This is a genomic window from Anabaena lutea FACHB-196, from assembly GCF_014698305.1.
Classification (GTDB): domain Bacteria; phylum Cyanobacteriota; class Cyanobacteriia; order Cyanobacteriales; family Nostocaceae; genus Anabaena; species Anabaena lutea.
The window spans coordinates 36,251-58,891 of record NZ_JACJST010000029.1; the positions used below are offsets into that span (position 1 = coordinate 36,251).

General features: G+C 39.4%; 20 protein-coding genes. 13 read left to right on the plus strand and 7 right to left on the minus strand.

Annotation, left to right across the window (positions count from 1 at the left end; genetic code table 11):
* Positions 1–7: 7 nt before the first annotated feature.
* Positions 8–1,987, minus strand: coding sequence for an AMP-dependent synthetase/ligase (locus H6G59_RS23445; protein ID WP_190719194.1), 1,980 nt, complete (start codon positions 1,985–1,987; stop codon positions 8–10).
* 576 nt (positions 1,988–2,563) lie between these two features.
* Between H6G59_RS23445 and H6G59_RS23450 the strand changes: the two genes are divergently transcribed.
* Positions 2,564–2,818, plus strand: a complete 255-nt coding sequence (locus H6G59_RS23450) for a hypothetical protein (protein ID WP_190719196.1) — start codon at positions 2,564–2,566, stop codon at positions 2,816–2,818.
* Between the two features lie 953 nt (positions 2,819–3,771).
* On the opposite strand, the gene H6G59_RS23455 is transcribed toward H6G59_RS23450, so the two are convergent.
* Positions 3,772–3,984 (minus strand): hypothetical protein, encoded by a 213-nt coding sequence (locus H6G59_RS23455; RefSeq protein WP_071188057.1) that lies wholly within the window; start codon positions 3,982–3,984, stop codon positions 3,772–3,774.
* Between the two features lie 221 nt (positions 3,985–4,205).
* Here H6G59_RS23455 and H6G59_RS23460 point away from each other — a divergent pair, with 221 nt between their 5' ends.
* Positions 4,206–5,270 carry an SGNH/GDSL hydrolase family protein gene (locus H6G59_RS23460; protein ID WP_190719199.1) on the plus strand — a complete coding sequence of 355 codons (1,065 nt, stop codon included), beginning with the start codon at positions 4,206–4,208 and terminating at the stop codon, positions 5,268–5,270.
* A gap of 117 nt (positions 5,271–5,387) precedes the next feature.
* Here H6G59_RS23460 and larE read toward each other — a convergent pair whose 3' ends face one another.
* Positions 5,388–6,230, minus strand: coding sequence for an ATP-dependent sacrificial sulfur transferase LarE (larE, locus tag H6G59_RS23465; protein ID WP_190719202.1), 843 nt, complete (start codon positions 6,228–6,230; stop codon positions 5,388–5,390).
* 439 nt (positions 6,231–6,669) lie between these two features.
* Complete coding sequence (hrmK, locus tag H6G59_RS23470; protein ID WP_190719205.1) at positions 6,670–8,502, minus strand: hybrid histidine kinase/response regulator HrmK; 1,833 nt, start codon at positions 8,500–8,502, stop codon at positions 6,670–6,672.
* Positions 8,503–8,685: 183 nt separating this feature from the next.
* Here hrmK and H6G59_RS23475 point away from each other — a divergent pair, with 183 nt between their 5' ends.
* The gene (locus H6G59_RS23475; RefSeq protein ID WP_190719208.1) at positions 8,686–9,552 is read left to right on the plus strand and encodes a branched-chain amino acid ABC transporter permease; all 867 of its coding nucleotides are present in this window, start codon (positions 8,686–8,688) and stop codon (positions 9,550–9,552) included.
* A gap of 102 nt (positions 9,553–9,654) precedes the next feature.
* On the opposite strand, the gene psaX is transcribed toward H6G59_RS23475, so the two are convergent.
* Positions 9,655–9,774: a photosystem I protein PsaX gene (gene psaX / locus H6G59_RS23480; protein ID WP_127054883.1), complete on the minus strand. Its 120-nt coding sequence runs from the start codon at positions 9,772–9,774 to the stop codon at positions 9,655–9,657.
* Positions 9,775–9,966: 192 nt separating this feature from the next.
* On the minus strand, positions 9,967–10,869 hold the full coding sequence (lipA, locus tag H6G59_RS23485) for a lipoyl synthase (RefSeq protein WP_190719212.1): 903 nt from the start codon (positions 10,867–10,869) through the stop codon (positions 9,967–9,969).
* Positions 10,870–11,297: 428 nt separating this feature from the next.
* Between lipA and H6G59_RS23490 the strand changes: the two genes are divergently transcribed.
* From H6G59_RS23490 to H6G59_RS23530, 9 genes are all read left to right on the plus strand, one after another.
* Positions 11,298–11,879 carry a response regulator gene (locus H6G59_RS23490; protein WP_190719215.1) on the plus strand — a complete coding sequence of 194 codons (582 nt, stop codon included), beginning with the start codon at positions 11,298–11,300 and terminating at the stop codon, positions 11,877–11,879.
* A gap of 362 nt (positions 11,880–12,241) precedes the next feature.
* Positions 12,242–12,775, plus strand: coding sequence for a methanogen output domain 1-containing protein (locus H6G59_RS23495; protein WP_190719218.1), 534 nt, complete (start codon positions 12,242–12,244; stop codon positions 12,773–12,775).
* Positions 12,776–12,869: 94 nt separating this feature from the next.
* The gene (locus H6G59_RS23500; RefSeq protein WP_190719221.1) at positions 12,870–14,261 is read left to right on the plus strand and encodes an ATP-binding protein; all 1,392 of its coding nucleotides are present in this window, start codon (positions 12,870–12,872) and stop codon (positions 14,259–14,261) included.
* Positions 14,262–14,611: 350 nt separating this feature from the next.
* Entirely contained in the window at positions 14,612–15,313 is a 702-nt protein-coding gene (locus H6G59_RS23505; protein ID WP_190719224.1) for a hypothetical protein, read from the plus strand.
* Between the two features lie 188 nt (positions 15,314–15,501).
* Positions 15,502–15,699, plus strand: a complete 198-nt coding sequence (gene rpmI, locus H6G59_RS23510; RefSeq protein ID WP_016951337.1) for a 50S ribosomal protein L35 — start codon at positions 15,502–15,504, stop codon at positions 15,697–15,699.
* 21 nt (positions 15,700–15,720) lie between these two features.
* A complete protein-coding gene (gene rplT / locus H6G59_RS23515; protein WP_071188073.1) occupies positions 15,721–16,077 on the plus strand; it encodes a 50S ribosomal protein L20 in 357 nt (118 codons plus the stop codon).
* Between the two features lie 12 nt (positions 16,078–16,089).
* Entirely contained in the window at positions 16,090–16,896 is an 807-nt protein-coding gene (locus H6G59_RS23520) for a transporter substrate-binding domain-containing protein (protein ID WP_190719226.1), read from the plus strand.
* A gap of 169 nt (positions 16,897–17,065) precedes the next feature.
* A complete protein-coding gene (locus tag H6G59_RS23525) occupies positions 17,066–17,590 on the plus strand; it encodes a tetratricopeptide repeat protein (protein WP_190719230.1) in 525 nt (174 codons plus the stop codon).
* Between the two features lie 102 nt (positions 17,591–17,692).
* Entirely contained in the window at positions 17,693–19,672 is a 1,980-nt protein-coding gene (locus tag H6G59_RS23530) for a primary-amine oxidase (RefSeq protein ID WP_190719234.1), read from the plus strand.
* 187 nt (positions 19,673–19,859) lie between these two features.
* Here the strand turns inward: H6G59_RS23530 and H6G59_RS23535 are convergent, their stop codons facing one another.
* Positions 19,860–20,549, minus strand: a complete 690-nt coding sequence (locus H6G59_RS23535; protein ID WP_190719237.1) for a Uma2 family endonuclease — start codon at positions 20,547–20,549, stop codon at positions 19,860–19,862.
* A gap of 338 nt (positions 20,550–20,887) precedes the next feature.
* On the opposite strand from H6G59_RS23535, the gene bchB reads away from it, so the two are divergent.
* Positions 20,888–22,414, plus strand: a complete 1,527-nt coding sequence (gene bchB, locus H6G59_RS23540) for a ferredoxin:protochlorophyllide reductase (ATP-dependent) subunit B (protein WP_190719240.1) — start codon at positions 20,888–20,890, stop codon at positions 22,412–22,414.
* Positions 22,415–22,641 lie beyond the last annotated feature (227 nt).

Consider the following 22,641-nt stretch of genomic DNA (forward strand, 5'->3'; position numbering starts at 1 on the left):
AGTGGAATTATTTGGCAAACATTCCGTCAATAATATCGTGATACCGTTCGGTGACAACGTGTCGTCGAATTTTGAGGGTTTGTGTCATCAGACCATTTTCCATCGAAAACGGTTCTAGAATTAGTTTGAAGGGGCCAATCCGATCATCGGCTCGATAGCCTGGACGATTCTGCACTTCCCGATTCAACTCTTGCCTAAATAAATCCTGGATTATTTTACTCTCTATGTTAACTTTTTGACTGTCTGAGGTAGTAAGATTATCATCCTTGGTACTGAAATTCAGATTTTGACTTTCTGCCCATTTTTCCAAGGCTTCGATATTGGGAACAATCAAAGCACCAATACTGCGCTGGTCTTGTCCCACCAGCATGATTTGATCAATGTAGGGCGATCGCAAGCAAGCATTTTCAATTGGCTGTGGTTCGATATTTTCGCCATTGGTTAATACAATCGTATCCTTGGCTCTACCAGTCAGCACTAAGTCATTTTCGGGAGTCACCCAACCCAAGTCACCGCTATCAAACCAACCTTCAGCATCTATTACTTTCTTTGTCGCTTCGGGATTTTGGTAATAGCCCTGCATAACTTGTGGCCCTTTGAGCAACACTAAACCCCGTTCTCCTACTGCTAGAGGCTGACGAGTTTCAGGATTCACAATTTTTACTTCTGTAGCCGGAATTGGTTGTCCACATGAACCCCGCAAATTTCGCCAAGGACGACGCGCATGAGTTACTGGTGAAGTTTCTGTCAAGCCATAGCCTTGTAAAATCTCTACCCCAATAATTTCAAAAAAGTTATCTATATGTCTGGGAAGCGCACCTCCACCGCTAATTACCTGCTTAATGCGATCGCCTGTCGCTTCTCGCACCTTAGCATAAACTAATTTTTCTCCCAGGGCATGAAAAGGTAACAAAGCCAATTCTGCTATCTTCGCTTCTGAACGCTCAATGACTGAGGCATTGATGTGATCTAAACTCAATCCCTGAGCAGTTCGCCGCGCTTGGATGTATTTCTGGCTCATTTCCAGTAAGAATTTAATTAATTGCTGTTTTTTGGCTGGTTGTGAGCGGAATTGCTTCTGCACGCCTTCATAAATTGATTCCCATAGCCGGGGTACACCAATCATGTAATTGGGTTTAAATTTTTTTAAATCATCTTTAACAGCACGTAAATTGGTGTAAATTTGTGTGCAACCTTGAGAAAGTAAAAAATATTCACCACTCCGTTCGTAGCTGTGCCATGTGGGGAGAATGCTGAGGACTATATCTCCTGCTTGTGGTTGCACCAACACTCCCAAGTTTTTTACTTGGTGTAGTAAGTTTTTCTGAGACAGCATTACACCCTTGGGTTTTCCTGTAGTACCAGAAGTATAAATTAGCGTTGCTAATGTGTCGCTGCTTTGTTTGATGACGACTAAAGTGTGGTTGCTACCAATTTCCAGCAATTGGGAAAAGTTCAGCACTGGAAAATTTTCTGCCGCAGGTGCGGCTTCGTCGGAAAGTAAGATTACCAGTTTAATGGGTAAGTCTTTCAGACGTGCCTCTAGTTTCTGGAATGTCTTGATATCCTCGAGTACAACCGCAGTGCTACCACTATTAGCAATGATAAAAAGTAATTCTTCTTGTTCTGCTTGGGCGCTACGCACCGCGTTCACTGCCCCTGCTGTCATGATACCTTGATCGGCAATAAACCAGCGGTGACTATTGTCCGCAATTAGGGAAATGCATTCACCTACATTTACTCCTAAGGACTGCAACCCCGCTGCAAATCGTTGAATTTGGCTTGCTAACTGGCTATAGGTAATCTTAATTTCTGGTTTACTGTGGGGGTTATGAAGGGCAACAGTGCTACCAAATTGCTTGCCAGCTAAAGGCCAAATTTCTGCCACCGACTCCACATTTGTATAATCTACCAAACTTTTTAATGCCTGACGTTCACGCTCAGGTAGATTAGATAACGAAGAATACGCAGGTTGGGTGTTTGTCATAATAGGTTGTTTGAAAAGTAATTTGGTTGTTCTTTGTATTAACAGTATTTAATATTTACAGTGTCTACCCTGTATAACCTCATGTGCAACTTTTTTCAAGCTCACCATCATAGAAGCTTTGAGGATCAGGATTTTATACAAAAGAGGCTGAAAACCTTGTTCTATTTTAGAAAGTTGCACATCTTGTGTGGATGATAGTGCTGCAATTTCAACGATTATATTTACAAAAATTTATGCTAAACTGGATTTATATAGATTAAATGTAATAGTTTCATTTCTAGGCAGTTCCATGCATTTTACTGTCAGAGCCAATCAATGTCCCAATAATTGCTAATTCGCAATTCTCCTATTCATGAATGCAGAAGAGAGAAAATCACATTGCTTGGCGTTCATGACTTCTAGAAATCAATTCCAGCCGAATTTCTTCTGAGTCAGCAGTAACACAGGTTTGATATTGGCTTTTGTCCTATATTCTCTACTAAATACCTGAAATGTGCTGTAACTTTCTTTACCGCCATTAATTACGAGTTATGAGTTATGAATTGTTACCACTTAATTATCGAGGGGTGATTACCTATGGGTTTTATTGATGCATTATTAATTACAGCCATCAATGTGGCAGCTTGTTTAGCTTTCCCTAAGCTTCTATCTATGTTTTTAGCTCCTAAAACTAAATTATCTGAGCCATCATCAATGGCTTCTAATTTACAAGCCACTTACATAGAAGTAGCAAGTTTCCCCTATTGTACAACTTATGCGTTGACTCGTAGACAGTTCTGTAAATTCAGCCCTCATTTCTGTTCCCAGTGTTCTCCTCATGGAAGGGAATAGTGACATTTGGGGATTTTAGCTGGAAACATAAATTTGACTAAATAATTACTAATTCGTAATTCGTAATAATGCCTACGGCAGGCTAGCATTATTATCAATTACGAATTATGTTGACATCTACCTGCTTTGGTAGAAATGGGTAATACTAAAGATAAAAATAAAATCTCCGCGTGCCTCTGTGGTTTTCTCTGTATTCCTCTGCGTTAAAATAACAATTTTTAATCAAAAAAGATAGAGATTTGTACCTCTCTAACTCTCAACCTAAATAATTATAAAAAATATAATTTGGTGATAATTTAAAACATCATATCCCAAGGCAGATAACAAAAAATTTTACAGCTTTATAGCCAGAGTATACAAAAAGTACAGAACAATGACTATAAAGCCAAAATATGTCCTAGAGGACATGATATCTAGGATAAATTTCCAAAGGATAACAAGAGAGCAATTCCGCCGAATTTGCTAAAAATTGCCCACACTGATTTTCTTTCTTTATTTACACCGCTATAAATTAGCGGGAATTAAATTTTATTCAGCACGTTATCCTTAGGGGCTAACTGAGTTTTTTACTCAGTTTCTGAGTCGTGAAGGGGATCTGGTTTCAGATCCCTTTACAGGTTCATTAGACAAAGGAATTTGTTGCCAAGATGCAACAACGCCGATGGATGTCTTTTGAATGGAACGAGGTTTATTTAATAGGAAGTGGCTATCGATTTAGTCAAGGTAGATAGTTCCAAAAAGCATAGACATTTAATTTATGCTTAGAGTTTGACGGAGATAAAGCCGACAAGGAACACTACCAGACTTTCTGACACCAACCTACCAACATTTACCTAAAACAGGGCATTTGTAAAAAAATGCATTGATATTGATGACGAATCAACCATCACAGGCACAAAGGAGTGTGCCGCTATTCCCGAACTAGCGTTGGGAATAACTTGGGTGCGGCAAATTCAGATGTCACCATTGACCTGCATTTGATGGACTTGATCCGCTAACTCTTGACGACCTTGGTCATCAAGTTTATCAATTGCTAACATCCCCATAAGAATCACTTCTTTCAGGGTTAAACGCGTAGAATGTGCCTGTTTTTGCACAATCTCTTTGATAATTGGACTTACACCGATTGCTGTACTAGCTCTAGCCACGGAAGAACAGGGAAACATTAACGACTGCGGATAAATCCTAGCACGTTAAAGGCAGTTATTGTATATAGCGAAAATTTTCATAAAAATGCTTATAGTTACAATTTATACTAATTTTGCGAAAAAACTATTCTGACGGGGGATCTTGATACAAGCGTAAGGAAAGTAAAATTTTCCTGAATTCAGTCCGATAAGGCTGTCATAAGGAAAAGCAGTGAGTACTTACGAGGAAAGAAAAAACGATGACGGAACCTTATCTGTTGGCAGCGAGCTTGTTAACAGGATTGGCAGTACCAGCATCGGCTCTCCCAAAGATGTCGAGTATCCCGCCAGAAAATACTGAATTCCTGTGGAATTTCCCACAGGATTCACAGTTACAAGTAGGTAAAAAATTTATCCCCAGTGTTGATATTTCTTTACCAGAATTCAGTAGTCAATCTGTTTCCGCTAGGAATTTACAGCCCACCTCAGGTAAACAAATAATACCTAGTGTTGACATCTTGTTAGCACAAGTCAAGAACTACGTTTTGCCAACACCCATAAAATCATCACTGAACTTCAGTTCCCAACCAACTAACCAAATTCCCGTATCTGGGAATCAACTTTACTATCTGAGATTAGCGTCTCTAAGAACTGGTCAAATTTACACTCGTGTGGATGATGAGGATTTACAGTCTTCTTGGAAGTCCACTAAAAAACAGAAACTCAGCTATGAGGATTGGAAAGACTTATTAGCTATGGAAGCCAGAGCTATTTCCCAAGGACAAGGTACAAATCGTTTGAGTATCTTGGTGGGTGATTCTTTGAGTCTGTGGTTTCCTAAAGAAAAACTGCCTGCTGGTAAATTGTGGTTAAATCAAGGCATATCTGGAGATAGTTCCATAGGAGTTTTCAAAAGATTAGCGGCATTTTCAGCCACAAAGCCGGAAGTGATTTATCTGATGGTGGGTATCAATGATTTACTCAAGGGTGCTAGTGACTTGTCAATTTTGCATAATCAACGCCTGATTATTCGCCGCTTACGCCAGACTCACCCCAAAAGTCGGATCATTGTCCAATCAATTTTGCCGATTCGCCGGACGAAAATTCCTAACAGCCGTATTCGTCACCTCAATGCCCAAATTGGTGTGATTGCTAAACAAGAAGGTGCTAATTATTTAAATATCCACAATTGGTTTACAGATGTTCAGGGCAACTTACTTTCAGAGTTGACAACAGATGGGGTGCATTTGTCACCAGAGGGATATGATGTATGGCGATCAGCCCTCCAGCAAATAGAATACAGAGTTGCTCAACGGGCGAATTGAGTTTCAGCTAATGTGTTTTTAGTATGATCAAGACGCGGAAGGAAAGGTTTTGATGCAGTTTAAATGATGATCAGGTTATAGGTAGCATTCTTATTTGATTTGCTCTCATGGAAAGGTTCAGATACCCGACTTTGCCAAGATGCTGGGTATCTGGTAGTTTAAAACCTGATTTAACTTGCCACTGCGATAACCTTCTAAATCTAGGGTGACGTAGATAAAGCCCAAATTCTGAAATGCACTAACTAAAGTGGGTAAATCTGTAGTCAAGACAAAATCTTTAATTTTTTCTGGTGGTAGTTCAATGCGTGCTGTATCATCTGCTGAACGCACTCGTAAATTCTCCCAACCTAATTTTCGTAGATAAATTTCTGCTCTACCAACTCGCTGTAACTTGGCGATAGTAATTTCTTCACCATAGGGAAAGCGAGAACTCAGACAAGGTTGAGCGGGTTTATCCCACCAAGGTAAACCGAGTTGTTGAGAAAGTTGACGGACTTCGGCTTTGGTGACACTAATTTCGGCTAAGGGCGATCGCGCACCTCTTTCTTTTGCAGCCTTAATTCCGGGGCGATAATCGTGCAGATCATCGGCGTTTACGCCATCTACCACATAGGGATAGCCTAACTCTAAAGCTAAAGGCCTGAGTGTATCATGCAGTTCACTTTTGCAAAAATAGCAGCGGTTAACAGGGTTAGAGGTGTAATTGGGATTTTCCATCTCGTGAGTCTGGACGATTTGATGGTGAATCCCGATAGTTGCGGCTTGAATTTTCGCGTCTTCCAACTCTTCTGGTAATAGGGAAGGAGAGACAGCAGTTACAGCCAAAGCGCGATCGCCCAACACATCATAGGCAATTTTAGCCACTAATGTACTGTCAACTCCTCCTGAGTAGGCAATCAAAGCCTGCTCCATTTCTGCAAATAATGCTTTTAATTGTTCTAGTTTTTCTGTTAGTTTCATTTCCCAATCCTGCCAAAACTTTATAGCACCCGACAACTTCTATTTTAGAAGAGCAGACCGTTATCTTCTCTAAAAAACTGGTAAGTAGGTTGGTGTAAAGCGATCTTGCTGGAGGGAATAGGGTTTTAGCCTAATTTTTTGTCAGAATCAGGATGCATGGCTTTAGCTGGCGTGACGACGTATAAGTCATACGCCAAGCTGCGCTATCAGGATTAGAGGATTTTTAGGATTTGTACTTGATAATTAATCCCTAATTATGGATATATCACAACACATCATCAAAAATCATGATTCTGTAAATCCTTAAATCCTGTAAATCCTGATTCTGACAAATAATCAAAAATCATGATTCTGTAAATCCTTAAATCCTATAAATCCTGATTCTGACAAATAATCAAATATCATCATCCTATACCTCCTTAAATCCTGATTCTGATAATTAGCTATACTTGGCTACCATACTACCTAAAAGTTGTAAATCTAGTGGTTTAGAAATATAGTCATTGACACCGGCGGCTAGACAAGTTTCTCTATCCCCTTTCATAGCCATCGCTGTTTGAGCAATTATGGGTATATTTTGGTATTGAGAATTTTCTCGCAGTTGTTGTACCAAGTTCAAACCATTGGCATCTGGGAGGCTGACATCGATTAAAATGATTGCTGGTTGCATCTGTGAAAGTATCGTCCACATTTCAAAAGCATTCTTCACACAAGTTACCTGATAACCCAATCTACCCAGATAAATTCGCATTAATTCAGCATTGGCTAAATCATCTTCTACCAATAAAACTTGTTTTGAAGAACTAATAACATCACCAGATTCAGCTAGGGATGCAGAATAATTATTTAAATCTTGACTAATTTCTAAATCCTTTGCGGCCTTTACTTCTATAGCTTCTAATACCTTTCCCGTTGGCTTTAGGGGAAGGAGGATGGTAAAACAGGAACCGCGATTTACTTCCGATTCCAATTCTAAAGAACCACCATGAATTTCTGCCAGTTGCTTAGTCACTACTAACCCCAAACCAGTACCTTCATTGCTACTAGATGCAGAGTTAGCAATTTGGCTATAAGGACGAAATAGTAAAGCTTGATTTTCAGGAGAGATGCCAATCCCAGTATCCCAAATGGTAAAACGTAAATATAAATCTTGCGTAGTTACTCGTAAACCGACGCTGCCTAAATTTGTAAATTTGACGGCATTGAAAAGTAAATTTAATAGCATTTGTTTAAGTCGCAAAGGGTCAGCTACTAAATTTTTGATATCAGGGTCTATTTCTAGTCGTAGTTTCAAACCTTTATTAGCGGCTTTTTCTTTGACCAAAGCTAAAACATTGCGGCATAGTATCGGTACATCAACTACATCCCATTGCACTTCCATTTGATTAGCTTCAATTTTGGAGAGATCCAAAATATCATTAATCAGACCTAGCAAATGCTTACCACTAGATTGGATGATGTGTAGATACTCTTGGTGACGCTGTTTTTCTGGTTCGTAGCCTTGTGCCAGCAGCAGATGGGTGAATCCAATAATCGAACTAAGCGGGGTACGAATTTCGTGACTGGTATTAGCCAGAAACTGGTTTTTGAGTTGATTGGTGCGTTCTAGTTCCTGATTGAAGCTTGCTAACTGTTCACTATGTTGTTGCCAAGATTGTATTTGCTTAAGTTGTGCTAAGGTGCGATCGCAATACTCGACTGTTTTGTTGATTAGTTGCGATCGCAGTTCATTTAGGGATGGGTTGAGTGGTTCGCAATTAGAGTTGGAGTTAGCTGTGGCAATAATCAGCCATCCCTTGACACCGCTAGAATCCTCAACCAAAGGCCAAGCGCTGGCAGGTTTTTGTCTCTCCATCTGCTGCACATCTTCAAATCTAATGGCAGCGTGTAATCGCAATCGCAGCTTTGTTCCTTTTGTGGATCTTACTTCCAAGGTCAAAGTTTGTGAACTGGGAGAAGCCGAAACATAACAGACCTGACCAACTGTTTCTTGTGGTTGAAACAGAGCAATACCAACGGCACACTGCACTCGACTGCCACTTAAAGCCTTGTGAAGTAAGTTGACCACGATTTGGAAAATTTCTGCTTCTGGAGGTCTTGTCTGTGACATTTGGGTAGAAGCAGAAAGCAGACAATCGTTGAGACGACACTGCAATTGGTTCAAGCTGCTTTCTAACCACAATTGCTCCCGCAGGTGCTGGATTGTTGTCAAAAGTGCTGGAGTTTTATCTATCTGTGAGTTCTGTTCTGGTAAGCTTGAAGACTGCTGCATGGTCAACTAGACCACTGAAAAAAGTGATCTTTGCAAGAAAATATGAACCTGATTTTATGTATATTAACGTACAAAATTTTTCTATTTGTCAAATATAACTGATAGTGTCAATTTTAACTGCTAATCGCACCATTATTGAAGGAAATTACACACCGAAAATTTTCTTAATAGAGACTTAAAACTATGGATACACAACTAGCTCAATTAATGATCAACGGTATTGCTGTGGGCAGCATTATTGCTCTAGCAGCAGTTGGACTCACGCTTACTTATGGAATTTTACGATTATCTAACTTTGCTCACGGTGACTTTCTCACCTTGGGAGCTTATCTCACTCTACTGGTAAATAACCTCGGTCTAAATATTTGGCTATCAATGATTTTAGCGGCTGGGGGAACAGTAGCAGCGATGTTAGTGGCAGAAAAATTGCTCTGGTCAAGAATGCGGTCTATCCGTGCTACTTCGACAACACTAATAATTATTTCCATTGGACTGGCTTTATTTCTCCGCAATGGCATTATTTTCATTTGGGGCGGTAAAAACCTCGACTATAATCTGCCTGTAATTCCGGCTTTAGAATTTGGGCAATTAAAAGTACCGCAAAATCAATTATGGGTACTGGGGTTAGCCGTGCTGGCGATTGTGTTCCTACACTACCTCCTGCAAAACACCAAAATTGGCAAAGCAATGCGGGCTGTTGCTGACGATTTAGACTTAGCGAGAGTATCTGGCATCAACGTTGATAGAGTAATTCTTTGGACTTGGGTAATTGCGGGAACTTTCACTTCTTTAGGCGGCAGTATGTATGGTTTGATTACTGCTGTACGACCGAATATGGGCTGGTTTTTGATTTTGCCTTTATTTGCTTCTGTGATTTTAGGGGGAATTGGCAATCCTTATGGTGCGATCGCAGCGGCTTTCATCATTGGCATCGTACAAGAAGTGAGTACTCTTTGGCTGGGTTCTCAATATAAACAAGGTGTAGCTTTGTTTATGATGATTTTGGTGCTGCTCATTCGTCCCAAAGGTTTATTTAAAGGCACGATTTAACAGTGAGCAGTTTTCCGTTACCAGTGACATAGCGGGTGTGAAACACTACGCCATGTCCCTGATAACTGTTCACTGATTTGAGCAGCACCAGTCCACTTCTAACTACTCAATGATGTGGAAATAATAAGCTGCTACCAAAAAATTGATAGCCAACAGTAGCAAAGCCCAACCTGTACGAAAGACGTAGGTAGGTTTAGCAGCAGTTTTGCCTTTAGCTGTCATTAGCAGTTCTCCTAAATTTGGTGACTTTTTAAGAAATACCAAACAGCAGCGCCAATTGCCCAAATTCTTTAAAAATATTTTTGTAAGAACAGGGAATCGTCCGTTTACGGTTATAGCAACAGACAAGGCTGTTAGGACATCAAGCAATGCTAAAACTTAGACACAAAAAGACTTTTAGCTCTGTCACCTGCTTTAACTGTTAGCTGATCCCGCATGGTAGGAACTACGAACTAAAGGGGCAGAACGGACGTGGCTAAATCCCATATCTCTGGCGATGCTGCCAAGTTCCTCGAATTCCTCTGGTGTCCAGTATTTTTGCACTGGTAGATGTTCTAAAGAAGGGCGCATATATTGACCTATAGTTAAGCGATCGCACTTTACAGCCCTCAGATCCGCCATTGTTTCGATTACTTCCTCAATCGTTTCTCCATGTCCCAGCATCAAACCTGATTTAGTGGGAATAGAGGCATCGATTTCTTTGACTGTCGCCAGCACTTCTAAAGAGCGATCGTACTTAGCCCCCCGGCGCACAGGCCCAGTTAGAGAGCGTACTGTTTCCACATTATGGTTAAAACAAGCTGGTTGAGCGGCAACAATCATCCCTATCCGCTGGCGTTGTCCTGCTACACCCGCACCACTCCAAAAATCAGGTGTCAGAACTTCAATTTCAGTTGCTGGGTTGATTTGGCGGATAGCCTCCATCGTCGTCACAAAATGACCCGCGCCCCCATCTGACAAATCATCACGGGCTACAGAAGTCAGCACCACATATTGCAACCCCAAAATTTGTACTGCCTCTGCTACTTTTTGCGGTTCTTCCATATCTAGAGGCATTGGTGCATGACCTTTATCTACTTGACAAAAAGCACAAGAGCGCGTGCAAGTTGGTCCCATCAGTAAAAAAGTAGCGGTTTTTTGGGCGTAGCATTCCCCTCGATTGGGGCAGCGTCCTTCTTCACAAATTGTGTGAATTTGCCGCTGCTTAATGATACGTTGTACAGTAGAGATATCACTGGCTTTGCCCAGAGGACGACGTAACCAGCTAGGCATTGCTGTAATTTCTGATTTGAGTTCGGCTTGTCGTGAATAAATCATAGATATCAGGAATGAGAGCCAAAAATAAAGATAAAAGATATACTAATGCAGGTTGGCAGAAATAATGGATTAGCTTAAATCAGATAGAAAACCTTTGAAGAAGATACGGGGACACGGAGACACGGGGATAATCTCTCCGCGTCACCGCGTTTCCCCATCTGGAGCGTCCTCTTCGGTCGCATCAGACTTTTAAAGCTACTGATAATTGATCACTGAACATTAGTACGAGTTTTCCACTTGATTAAATTACTATGATACAAATTGATCACAGCACAGACGGCTGTTTAATAAACTACTTGCGTTTTTGACACTTATACAGAAATATACTCTCCCCCAATTTACATAAATTTTGTATATAGTGGGAGAATTCTTCATTTCAATCGGCAACCAGCCATCTACACTTAAACTTTCTGGTAGAGTAATCAGTCGTGGCAAACAAAATTCTAGTTATTGATGACACCACAGTTGTTAGGGTAAAAGTACGACAAATGTTGCCTCAGCAGGGCAATTTTGAAGTCTTGGAAGCAAAAGACGGTCTCGAAGGATATAATCTCATCCTTCAGGAAAAAGTCAGCTTGATCATGTTAGATTTCATACTACCAAAAATGAGTGGCTGGGAAGTTTTCCAGAAAATTCAAGCCAACTCAGAATTAAAGAAAATTCCTTTGGTGATCATGTCTGGTCGCAAGGAAGAGGTAACGGAAAAAATTCCTGAACCGTTTGAATATTTTGAATTTCTCAACAAGCCTTTTGACCAGAGACAGCTGATTAATGCTATTAAATCAGCTATGGCTATAGCTGCGAAAAAAGGTACTACAGACACTGTTTCCCCAGTGGTAACAGTGCCTAAAAAAGAACTAGTAGCGGTGAAACCTACTGTGGAGGGCAGTAGTTCTTCTGCCGATATTGAGGCACTAAATGCCAAAATTGTCAAGATGCAAGCAGAAATTGATAACTTGAAAAAGCAGCTAACTCAGGTAGTAACATTTATTAAACAGAAAATTAAGTAGTAAGCTGATTATCATTTCAACTGTATCAGAGCGTCAGAACGTCAAAACATCTTGCCAACGCTACTGATTGAAGCAAATTAAAGGCACATTGGCTGATTGGCTCTTTCTATTATCCTTGCCTCACAAAATACTTCGGTCGATAACAGCAGTTATGGACTGACTAAACCTGCCTGTTTATATATAAAATAACAGAATGGCAGGTTTTTTTGGTTGGGGAGAAAATCGCAGCGACACAGACACAACCTCCCTAGTGCGGGTTCGGTGTTGTGGAGATTAAGGTTGCGTTAATGATCAATGAAATATTCGCTTACAACCCATTTTTGGAATAGAAGTATAGTTCAAAAAAAATGGTTTCAAAATTTATGAACCAATACCCTCAGCAATCATTAGATAATATCAATGTCCCTTTAGAACGGGATGTTTTTTTGCGTACATTAATTAGAGAATTATCAGGGACATTACAGGACGTAGTAGGGTTGGAAGAAGCCGCTGGATTTATTAGCGTAGTGGGTGAAAGCATGGGTAGGCAGATTAACCAGGATTATAAGTCTGCCCTGAAAGTATCAAATCTTGATCGTCAGCAAGTTGTTGAAGTCTTGATTGATTTGAAAAAAAGAATCCAGGGCGGTTTTTATGTCATTGAGGAGAATGATGAAAAAATCGTCTTTGGAAACCACATCTGTCCATTTGCAGAAAAAGTAATTGATCGTCCTGCTATGTGTATGATGACATCAAACGTCTTTGGAGCTATTACATCTGATAATTTGGGATACGCCAAAGTAGAGTTGCAAGAGACAATAGCAGAGGGTGCAGATAGATGTAAAATCGTAGTCTACCTAAAAACTACACTAGAGTCAGAAGATGCACCAGGTCGAGAGTATTTTAAAGGGTTATAAGCTGTATCAATTTATTTTTATTCAGCCCATGCTTGATTCTTAGATTATTATTGCATTTTTGTCGGAATGCTTAAAGATTAAAAATAGAAACTGCATGACTCCTGAACATTTTCTTGAATTTGCCAGAGTTTTGCCAGAACCTTTACTTTTAGTGAATAGTGATGGTCAGATACTAGCTACTAATCGACCAGTAACAGATATGCTGGGATTACGCCGTCAGGAATTGCAAGAAAAAAAGATTTTTGATCTGGCAATTGAGCCTCACCATAAAATTTCTGCTTACCTCAAAGCTTGTTCTCGTAGCCGTGCAATGGTTTTGGGTTCATTGACTTTATACAATAGTCATGGAAAAACATTAGTGTGTCGTTGTCAAGGAGCCGTTATTCAACCTTGGTCTGAAGAATCTTTAGCTCTAATTCTTCTCAGGTTGGAAGAGAGAAAAGCAGCCAATATTAACTTTGTTTTGCTGACTAAAAAAATAGATGAATTAGCAAAAGAAATCCAAGGACGTAAACAAGCAGAAGAAGCTCTTTTAAAAGCAAATCAAGAACTAGAACTTAGAGTTGAGGAACGGACAACTACCTTAAAGCAAACATTGAAAGAGTTACAACTTACCCAAACCCACCTGATTCAATCTGAGAAAATGTCTAGTTTAGGTCAGATGGTTGCTGGTGTGGCTCACGAAATTAATAACCCGATAAACTTTATTCAGGGTAATCTTACCCATACCGAACAGTATATTGAAAATTTGTTAAAATTATTAGAAAAATATCAAGCATATTATCCAAATCCTCCTCAAGAGATACAAGATATTAGAGCAGCCATAGATGTGGATTTTATAGTAGAAGATATAATTCAAGTTATCAATTCTATGAGATTGGGAACAAAACGGATTGAGGCAATTGTTAAATCGTTACGTAACTTTTCTAGGCTGGACGAAGCTGAACTCAAGGCAGTCGATATACACGAGGGAATTGACAGCACTTTAATGGTTTTGGCGCACAGATTGGAAGGAAAAGACTATAGATATCCAGAAATTAAAGTTATCAAACAATACGGTAAATTGCCAAATATCACTTGCTATCCTTGTAAACTTAATCAAGTGTTTCTGAATCTTCTAACTAATGCCATCGATGCCATAGAAGATTCTTTTTTTAGTGATAATTGCTCAATGTTAAACTCAAAAATAGCTGAAGAAGAAATAGGAAAAATAAAGAAACCCACAATTTGTATCACTACCGAAATACTAGATGCTAAATGGATAACAATAACTGTTGCAGATAACGGTTCGGGAATCGAAGCCGCATTACACAGCAAGATATTTAATCCCTTTTTTACAACAAAACCTGTAGGCAAAGGTGCAGGTCTGGGTTTATCGATTAGTTATCAAATTATAGTTGAAGAACATGGGGGATATCTTAGCTATGATTCCATACCTATGAAAGAAACTAAATTTGTGATTAAGATTCCAATCAATAAGAGTTAATTCAATAGTTGTCGGTTAGTGAATGTTTTTCAATTTATAGAGAAAGGTTATAAACATTATCTGAGAAGGGGCAAGAGGGTTTAGGTTGGAGGGCTTTTAATGTTAATAACAATACCATACAAACATCTTTTTATACCAATTTTATGTGAGGTGTCACAGAATAATGAAATCCATTGGTTATCTTTGCTTATATGTGTTTACATAGGATTAATTATTGTTATTTTTGAATTCTATGCAACTTCATCTTCTGATAGGTATTAGATTTATTTCATAGGAAGAAACCTTTATTGTGAACTAACGTCTTAGTTCATACAGCCTAAAGTTTAATTTAATTGTCTATTGACATCGCCATGAAATCTATCATCAAACTGTTAACTCAAATCAACAGCACCCGCAAATTACCTCAAGGGATTATTCTCACCCTGGTCTTAACAAGTTTACTAGCTTGTGGGATGGGAATTACTAACAATAATCCATCGTTAGCTGTTCCTAATACAGAACAGAGACAAACGTCTCAAAACAATTTACCTAAAAGTATTTCTAGAAAATTACTACTGGATGCATCCAAACGTTCTGGAGTAAAAACACGTGATTTGAAAATTACTCAAGTTACAACCAAAACCTTTAGTAATCCTTGCGCTTTTCAATTTGGAGAAATTTGCACTAGGGAATATAGACCTATTCAAGGTTGGGAAGTGGTTGTTAAGGTAAAAAATCAATCATGGACTTATCATGTCAATAAATCTGGCTCACAAATTATCTTAGATCCCAAAGTCAGCACTAATCAACTACCGAAAAGTATTGCTGATAAAGTTTTGAGAGATGCTGCTCAACGTTCTGGCTTACCGATTAATGCGATAAAAATCACTCAAAGCACCCAGAAAACCTTTAGTAATGCCTGTGTGTTCAACTTTGGGGAAATCTGTACTCAACAGTATGATCCTGTAGAAGGCTGGGCAGTCAGCGTGAAAGTGAAAAACCAATCTTGGACTTACCATGTTGACAAATCTGGCTCAAGCGTTGTCTTAGATCCCAATAGACCCAAAAATTAAAGATGCGTTATCTGGAACCCTTGTAGAGACGTTCCATGGAATGTCTCTACTTTGTTGGAGATGTCTAAATATCAACGCCACTTTGAAAATTTAAATTTCTTTCCTCTGCGGTCTCTAGGCTGCTGCGGTTAGTTCATTTCAATTTTTTTAGTGTATACTATTAGATTGTGTCGAATCAAAGCCATCCCATGCCTAAACTCAAGACTCGTAAAGCAGCCGCCAAGCGATTTCGTGCTACTGGCACCGGTAAAATCGTCCGTCGCAAAGCTTTCAAAAGCCACCTTCTTGAACACAAGTCTTCTAACAAAAAGCGCGGTTTGCGCCAGTCTGCACTTGTACATGAGCGCGACGAAGACAATGTGCGCTTGATGCTTCCTTATTTGTAAAACATCACAGGTAGTTAAGATATGACCCGGGTAAAACGCGGTAATGTAGCTCGTAAACGCCGCAATAAAATTCTCAAACTAGCTAAAGGTTTTCGTGGTTCTCACTCAACTCTGTTTAGAACCGCTAACCAACAGGTAATGAAGGCACTTCGCAGTGCTTACCGCGATCGCAAAAATAAAAAGCGCGATTTTCGTCGTCTGTGGATCACTCGTATTAACGCGGCTTCCAGACAACATGGCTTAAGCTACAGCCAGTTAATCGGTAATCTGAAAAAAGCCAACGTGGAACTAAATCGCAAAATGTTGGCACAATTGGCAGTTCTTGACCCTACAAGTTTCGCCAAAGTTGCTGAATTGGCAAGCTCAGTTAAAGGATAAAGGTGGCAACGGATGAATAACGGATGTAACAAATGGTCAAAAATTAATCAGTTACATCTGGTATTATCCGCTACCTTGTTTCTGATTTTTTGTCTCTCCTTTGGAGGAACTGCATCAGCCGCTACGTTGCCGGAAATTCAGCAAAGAGGCTATGTAAATATTGCTGTTAAAGATAACTTGCGTCCGTTGGGATTTAGGGATAGTAAAGGCGATTTACAAGGTTTAGAAATTGATTTAGCCAAGCGTTTGGCAGGTGATTTGTTAGGTAAAATCGATGCTGTGAAGTTGCAACCAGTGGCTAATAGCGATCGCTTGTCCGTGGTCTTAGAAAATAAAGTTGACCTCACCATTGCCAGAGTCACAGCAACTGAATCGCGCTCCCGCATAGTCAGCTTCAGTGTTCCTTACTATTTTGATGGTGCAGCAATAGTCACAAAAGATACGGCAATTAATCAGCTAAAAGATTTGGAAAAACGCAAAATAGCTGTACTCAACAACTCCAGCACGATTAGTTATGTAAAATATTTTATACCAAGTGCCGAATTAATAGGCGTGAACTCCTATATTCAAGGACGAGAGCAAATAGAAAGCAACACTGCTGATGCTTTTGCTGCTGATACCAGCGTTCTGAGTGGTTGGGTACAAGAAGATTCCCAATATCGGCTACTACCAACCAAGCTATCAGCCGAGCCTTTGTCGGTGGTTACACCCAAGGGATTGCAGTACGATGAGTTAAGAAGAAAGGTGAATGAAGCGATCGCTCGTTATACAGTAACAGGTTGGCTCAAAGAACGCGCACAATTTTGGGGATTATCATAGGTAGACATGAATATTTAACAGTAGGCAGAAGGCATAATTACGTTGGCGGTAGCCTGCCGTAGGCATTATTAACAATTACGAATTACGAATTATTTTTTTATTTCTCCATTGTCCCAGAAAGCTGAATAATAGATAGAGAAAGCACTTTTAATATTTGTAATTGTAGGTAATGGATAACAATCTAGTCCTTGTTTATCTCTCAATTTTCGTCACGTTGCTGGCATTTGCCGGTGTGAGTGTTTTTCGCCAGCTTTTCAAAACTCGCAAACTAGAAAGTTCTCTTTCTAAGTTGAAAACCAAGTTAAGTAAAGAAAAGGGAACAGCACAAGAATATTACGAATTAGCCAGTATTTATTCTGAAAAAAAAGTTTTTACCCAAGCAATACCGCTTTTTCAAAAAGCTTTAAAAGCTGCTGAGGAAGAGGGGGAAGAGAGTATTGCCCCAGTTTATAATGGCTTGGGTTATGTTTACTTTGCCCAAGAGCAATATGACTTAGCAATTCGTCAATATAAAGAAGCCATTAAATTGAAACCAGATTATGTATCAGCCCTAAATAATCTTGGACACGCCTACGAGAAGAAAAAATTACCCGCCCAGGCATTAGAAATGTATGAAACCACACTAAAAGTTTCACCCAACAATGCTACTGCAAAACGCCGTGCAGAATCTTTGCGTCGCTTAGTTTCAGCTTAAAATTGCTCAATCTCAAATTGATATATGCCTCTTAATTTGGCGGTTTTTTGCTCAGAACGTAGGAATTAATAACTATGTTTTTATCAAAGAAAATCAACCATAATGATTAAGAGGCTGAATCATTTTTTTAAGGTAGTTATTACCATTTTTCTTTTTTTTACAATCTCCCTGGGATTTCCAGAAATATTATCTGCTCAGGAATCAGTAATTTCTCATCCTCTAAATCCATTAACTGAAGTAGAAATCAACGCAGCTGTAGATATACTCAAACATAAAAAACAATTGAGTGAAACAGCATTTTTCCCAATAATAGCTTTGCAAGAACCTGATAAAAAAGAAGTCTTGAATTTTACACCTGGTAAACCGTTTCAGCGCCAGGTTTTTTTGGTAGTTTATGAGCGCGAACTCAATAAAACCTTTGAAGGCATAATTAACCTCGCTACAAACAGCGTAACATCCTGGCAAGAAAAAACGGGTGTTCAGCCTGCAATTCTCCCTCCAGATTATGAACTAGTTAGAGAAATAGTTACCTCTGATATTCGCTGGCAAAAAGCCATAAAGAAAAGAGGAATTAAAGATTTTGACCAAGTGCAAATCAGTTGTTGGTCATCAGGAATACTAACCAAAGAAGAAACAACCGCAGGTAATCGTATTTGTCGAGTATTATCTTATTATCGAGGTAAATCATGGAATTATTACGCCCGTCCCATTGAAGGGCTTTTAGTTACCGTCAATTTAAATAAAGCAGAAATTGCTAGTTTTGTGGATAACGGTATAGTTCCTATTTCCCAAGAGAACTGGGATTATGACATTAAGTCATTTAGCAAAGTAAGTCCACCACCTAAACCATTAAAAATTATCCAGTCTGATGGTCATACTTTCCAAATTCAAGGCAACGAAATTACTTGGCAAGGTTGGAAATTTCGTTATTTAATGCATCCCCGTGAAGGCTTGGTTTTGTACCAGGCCAGTTATAACGATGGTGAAAAAAATCGTCCTGTATTGTATCGTGCCAGTTTATCAGAAATGGCAGTACCTTATGGTGATACAAATCCTAATTGGTCATTTCGTAATGCCTTTGATGTTGGTGAATACAACATTGGTTTATTAGCGAACCAAATGGAATTAGGTCAAGAAATTCCTGAAAATGGGATTTTACTTGATGCGGTGTTTGCTAATGGTGAAGGAGAGGCTTACACCATGCCAGGAGTAATTGGTATTTACGAACAAGATAACGGAGTATTGTGGAAACATTTTGATTACAGTACCCAGAAAAATTATCTGCGTCGCAGTCGTGAATTAGTAATGAAGATGACGACGGCAGTTGATAATTATGACTACAGCATCAATTGGATATTTCACCAAGACGGTACTTTAGAAGTACAAAATGAGTTAACTGGGATTGTATTGGCACAGGGAACAGCAGCAACAAAACAGGAAAATAATCACTTTGGACGATTGATTTCTAAGAATATATTTGGAGTCAATCATCAGCATTTCTTTAATTATCGTCTAGATTTAGATGTTGACGGACAGTCTAATTCCGTAATGGAAATGAATGTTCAATCTTTGCCAATGGGTGATAAAAATCCTTTAGGAAATGCTATTACCGTAGAAGATACATCCTTAAAGACAGAAAAAGATGCTGTCCGTGATTTAGATATCAAACACAGTCGAGAATGGATGATTACTAGTGCAGATAAACATAATAGTTTAGGTGTTGCTCCTGCATATATGTTGATGGCGGGAGGAAATACAATTATGTATGCTGGAGAAGGTGCGAAGATCCGAGAAAAAGCTGCTTTTGCAACTCATCATCTTTGGGTGACAAAATATAAACCCGGTGAAATGTATGCAGGTGGAGATTATCCGAATCAAACAAAAATGGGAGAAGGTTTACCAAAATATATTGCTGATAATGAATCTTTGCAAAATGAAGATATTGTTGTGTGGTACACAATGGGAATGACTCATGTTCCCCGTCCAGAAGATTGGCCTGTAATGCCACGACACCAAGTTGGGTTTAAGTTGATGCCCAGGGGGTTTTTTAGTAGGAATCCGGCGATTAATTTGGGTGAGTAAATTAGTTTTTTAGAGACTTTTTCTCGTTACCTGTCTCTGGCAGGTAATGAAATATACGAGGCTCCGCCTCCTGTGCTACGCTGATCAAGCAGAGCCTTATTAAACACTATTTTGATTATCTATAAAAAAACTGACATTTACGGCATTAGGACTAATAAATTAAATTGTAAATCACTGCATAATAGAGTTAATCACTACCTAATTTATGTATAAAATCCCTGTGTTCAACAGACTGTAAACCAGCTTGTAAAACATTCAACACGCCTTGCATATTACCTGTTAATAATTCATTTACTGCTAACCATAAACCTGGAAATACCCGACTTTTTAAAATTCCATCTTGATCAGGTGCTAGTTCTAAATATTCACCTTGTTCTAGAGAAAACCAAGTCAATTTTTGGTCTAAAACTTGCCAAACAATATATTCTTTGACACCATTACGGCGATAAGCTTGTTTTTTGCCATGTAGGTCTATAGCTGCACTACTAGCAGCAATTTCCACAACTAACTCTGGCGCACCTTCAATATAATCGTCCTCACTAAGTCTAGTTTGGCCTCCTGCTTCTGGTATAATAATCAGAATTGCATCAGGTTGAGGTTCGTTATCTAAGTCTAAACGCACTGTGGGTTCAACTCCTAATGCCACACCGGGAGTTAAAACTTCATAATTACCAAGCCATGTTAAGATTCGAGCGTGAGGTTGTCCATGACTTCTAAAACGCAGAGCAGCAGGCATAATATAAACAATTCCTTCGATTAATTCAGCTTTTTTAGGTTTAGGGATGGCATTATATCGACGCTCAAATTCATAACGAGTGAGTTTGTCGCCGTTTGTCAAAGGAGGAATTGTCGAAGCCAGAAAGGGTATTTTTACCATGATTTTTGTAATGGGTAATGAAGCCGATAATTAACCCTATGGTGTATATTTTAGCGAATAACTGATCAAGGAAGTCATGTAAAGCGCTATTTAGGTGAGCGCTAAAAATTGATTGATAAAAGTATTGGTCAAATCATTAAGATTTATTTACTTAAACAACATGAATATTGTTTAAATCAACAGCCATAACCCAGTCAGTAACTAGGTCTTATCGCCTCCTTCATCAAATAACCTCGCAACAAACCTTATTTGTTCATAGCGGTTAGGTTTGAGAAAATCAGAAACGATTTAATAATCAAGCACTTATAGTTATTGAACTTGTCAAGGGAGAACACAGGATGAAATTGGCTTACTGGATGTATTCTGGTCCCGCTCACATTGGTACTTTGCGGATTGCTAGTTCTTTTAAAAATGTTCATGCAATCATGCACGCCCCACTAGGTGATGACTACTTTAACGTCATGCGTTCCATGCTATCGCGGGAAAGGAACTTCACCCCAGTCACAACCAGCGTGGTGGACAGAAACGTTTTAGCCCGTGGTTCTCAAGAAAAGGTGGTAGATAACATCACCCGTAAAGATGCTGAAGAACACCCGGATTTAATTGTTTTAACCCCCACCTGCACCTCCAGCATTTTGCAAGAAGACTTACACAACTTTGTGGAAAGGGCGCAGTTGGAAGCGAAAGGGGACGTAATGCTGGCGGACGTGAACCATTACCGCTATAACGAACTACAAGCAGCAGACCGGACTCTACAACAAATCGTTCAATATTACATCGAGAAAGCCCGCAAAAAAGGTGAATTACCAGCAGGGAAAACGGCGAAACCCTCAGTTAACATTATCGGGGTTTCTACTCTTGGTTTCCACAATAACCACGATGTCACTGAATTGAAACGATTAATGGCTGATTTGGGAATTGAGGTAAATACTGTTATTCCTGAAGGTGCTTCGGTACACGAGTTAAAAAGTATGCCTCAAGCTTGGTTTAACCTCACTCCTTACCGAGAATTGGGGTTAACTACAGCTAAATATTTAGAAGAAGAATTTGGCACTCCTTACGTAGATATTACACCGATGGGTGTTGTGGAAACTGCAAGATGTATCCGCAAAATTCAGCAGGTAATTAACGCCCAAGGTGCTGAGGTTGATTACGAAGACTTCATTAATGAGCAAACTCTCCATGTATCCCAAGCTGCTTGGTTCTCCCGTTCTATTGACTGTCAGAACTTGACTGGGAAGAAAGCGGTGGTATTTGGTGATAATACCCATGCTGCGGCTTTAACTAAGATTTTGGCACGAGAAATGGGGATTCATGTGGTTTGGGCTGGTACTTATTGCAAGTATGATGCTGACTGGTTTAGAGAACAGGTGAGCGAATATTGCGATGAGGTATTGATTACAGACGATCATGGAGAAATTGGGGATGCGATCGCTCGCGTTGAACCTTCTGCTATATTTGGTACACAGATGGAACGTCACGTTGGTAAACGTTTGGATATTCCTTGCGGTGTGATTGCAGCACCTATTCACGTGCAGAATTTCCCCATTGGTTACAAACCTTTTATGGGTTATGAAGGCACAAATCAAATCACAGATTTAATCTACAATTCCTTTACTTTAGGAATGGAAGATCACTTATTAGAAATCTTTGGTGGACACGATACAAAAGAAGTAATTACCAAAGGAATTTCTGCGGAATCTGGTTTGAATTGGACAAAAGATGGACAAGCAGAATTGAATAAAATTCCTGGGTTTGTGCGCGGGAAAGTGAAGCGAAATACTGAAAAGTTTGCTCGTGAACGTGGGTTTAAAGATATCTCGGCTGAAGTTTTGTATGCAGCTAAGGAGTCTGTAGGGGCGTAGGTTTGAGTTTGGTTATTCTTATTTAACACTTTGTAGGGGTACAGCAATGCTGTACCCTTACTTTTGAAATAACCACGAAGACACGTTCGCGTAGCGTCCCGTTAGGGATAGTACACGAAGGAAGAATACCAAGTAATGTTGTAGCGCTGAAGGAATAATACATAATCTATAAATTAGAACAGTAAAAGTACGGCTATTACTACCTGTAATTATATTTTAATAGTACA

Coding starts and splice junctions, on each gene's coding strand:
- hrmK (WP_190719205.1), bottom strand. CDS start 8,502: ATGCAGCAGTCTTCAAGCTTACCAGAACAGAACTCACAGATAGATAAA.
- rpmI (WP_016951337.1), top strand. CDS start 15,502: ATGCCTAAACTCAAGACTCGTAAAGCAGCCGCCAAGCGATTTCGTGCT.
- H6G59_RS23495 (WP_190719218.1), top strand. CDS start 12,242: ATGAACCAATACCCTCAGCAATCATTAGATAATATCAATGTCCCTTTA.
- H6G59_RS23475 (WP_190719208.1), top strand. CDS start 8,686: ATGGATACACAACTAGCTCAATTAATGATCAACGGTATTGCTGTGGGC.
- lipA (WP_190719212.1), bottom strand. CDS start 10,869: ATGATTTATTCACGACAAGCCGAACTCAAATCAGAAATTACAGCAATG.
- H6G59_RS23460 (WP_190719199.1), top strand. CDS start 4,206: ATGACGGAACCTTATCTGTTGGCAGCGAGCTTGTTAACAGGATTGGCA.
- H6G59_RS23445 (WP_190719194.1), bottom strand. CDS start 1,987: ATGACAAACACCCAACCTGCGTATTCTTCGTTATCTAATCTACCTGAG.
- H6G59_RS23535 (WP_190719237.1), bottom strand. CDS start 20,549: ATGGTAAAAATACCCTTTCTGGCTTCGACAATTCCTCCTTTGACAAAC.
- H6G59_RS23455 (WP_071188057.1), bottom strand. CDS start 3,984: ATGTTTCCCTGTTCTTCCGTGGCTAGAGCTAGTACAGCAATCGGTGTA.
- psaX (WP_127054883.1), bottom strand. CDS start 9,774: ATGACAGCTAAAGGCAAAACTGCTGCTAAACCTACCTACGTCTTTCGT.
- H6G59_RS23525 (WP_190719230.1), top strand. CDS start 17,066: ATGGATAACAATCTAGTCCTTGTTTATCTCTCAATTTTCGTCACGTTG.
- larE (WP_190719202.1), bottom strand. CDS start 6,230: ATGAAACTAACAGAAAAACTAGAACAATTAAAAGCATTATTTGCAGAA.
- H6G59_RS23520 (WP_190719226.1), top strand. CDS start 16,090: ATGAATAACGGATGTAACAAATGGTCAAAAATTAATCAGTTACATCTG.
- H6G59_RS23505 (WP_190719224.1), top strand. CDS start 14,612: ATGAAATCTATCATCAAACTGTTAACTCAAATCAACAGCACCCGCAAA.
- H6G59_RS23500 (WP_190719221.1), top strand. CDS start 12,870: ATGACTCCTGAACATTTTCTTGAATTTGCCAGAGTTTTGCCAGAACCT.
- H6G59_RS23450 (WP_190719196.1), top strand. CDS start 2,564: ATGGGTTTTATTGATGCATTATTAATTACAGCCATCAATGTGGCAGCT.
- bchB (WP_190719240.1), top strand. CDS start 20,888: ATGAAATTGGCTTACTGGATGTATTCTGGTCCCGCTCACATTGGTACT.
- H6G59_RS23530 (WP_190719234.1), top strand. CDS start 17,693: ATGATTAAGAGGCTGAATCATTTTTTTAAGGTAGTTATTACCATTTTT.
- rplT (WP_071188073.1), top strand. CDS start 15,721: ATGACCCGGGTAAAACGCGGTAATGTAGCTCGTAAACGCCGCAATAAA.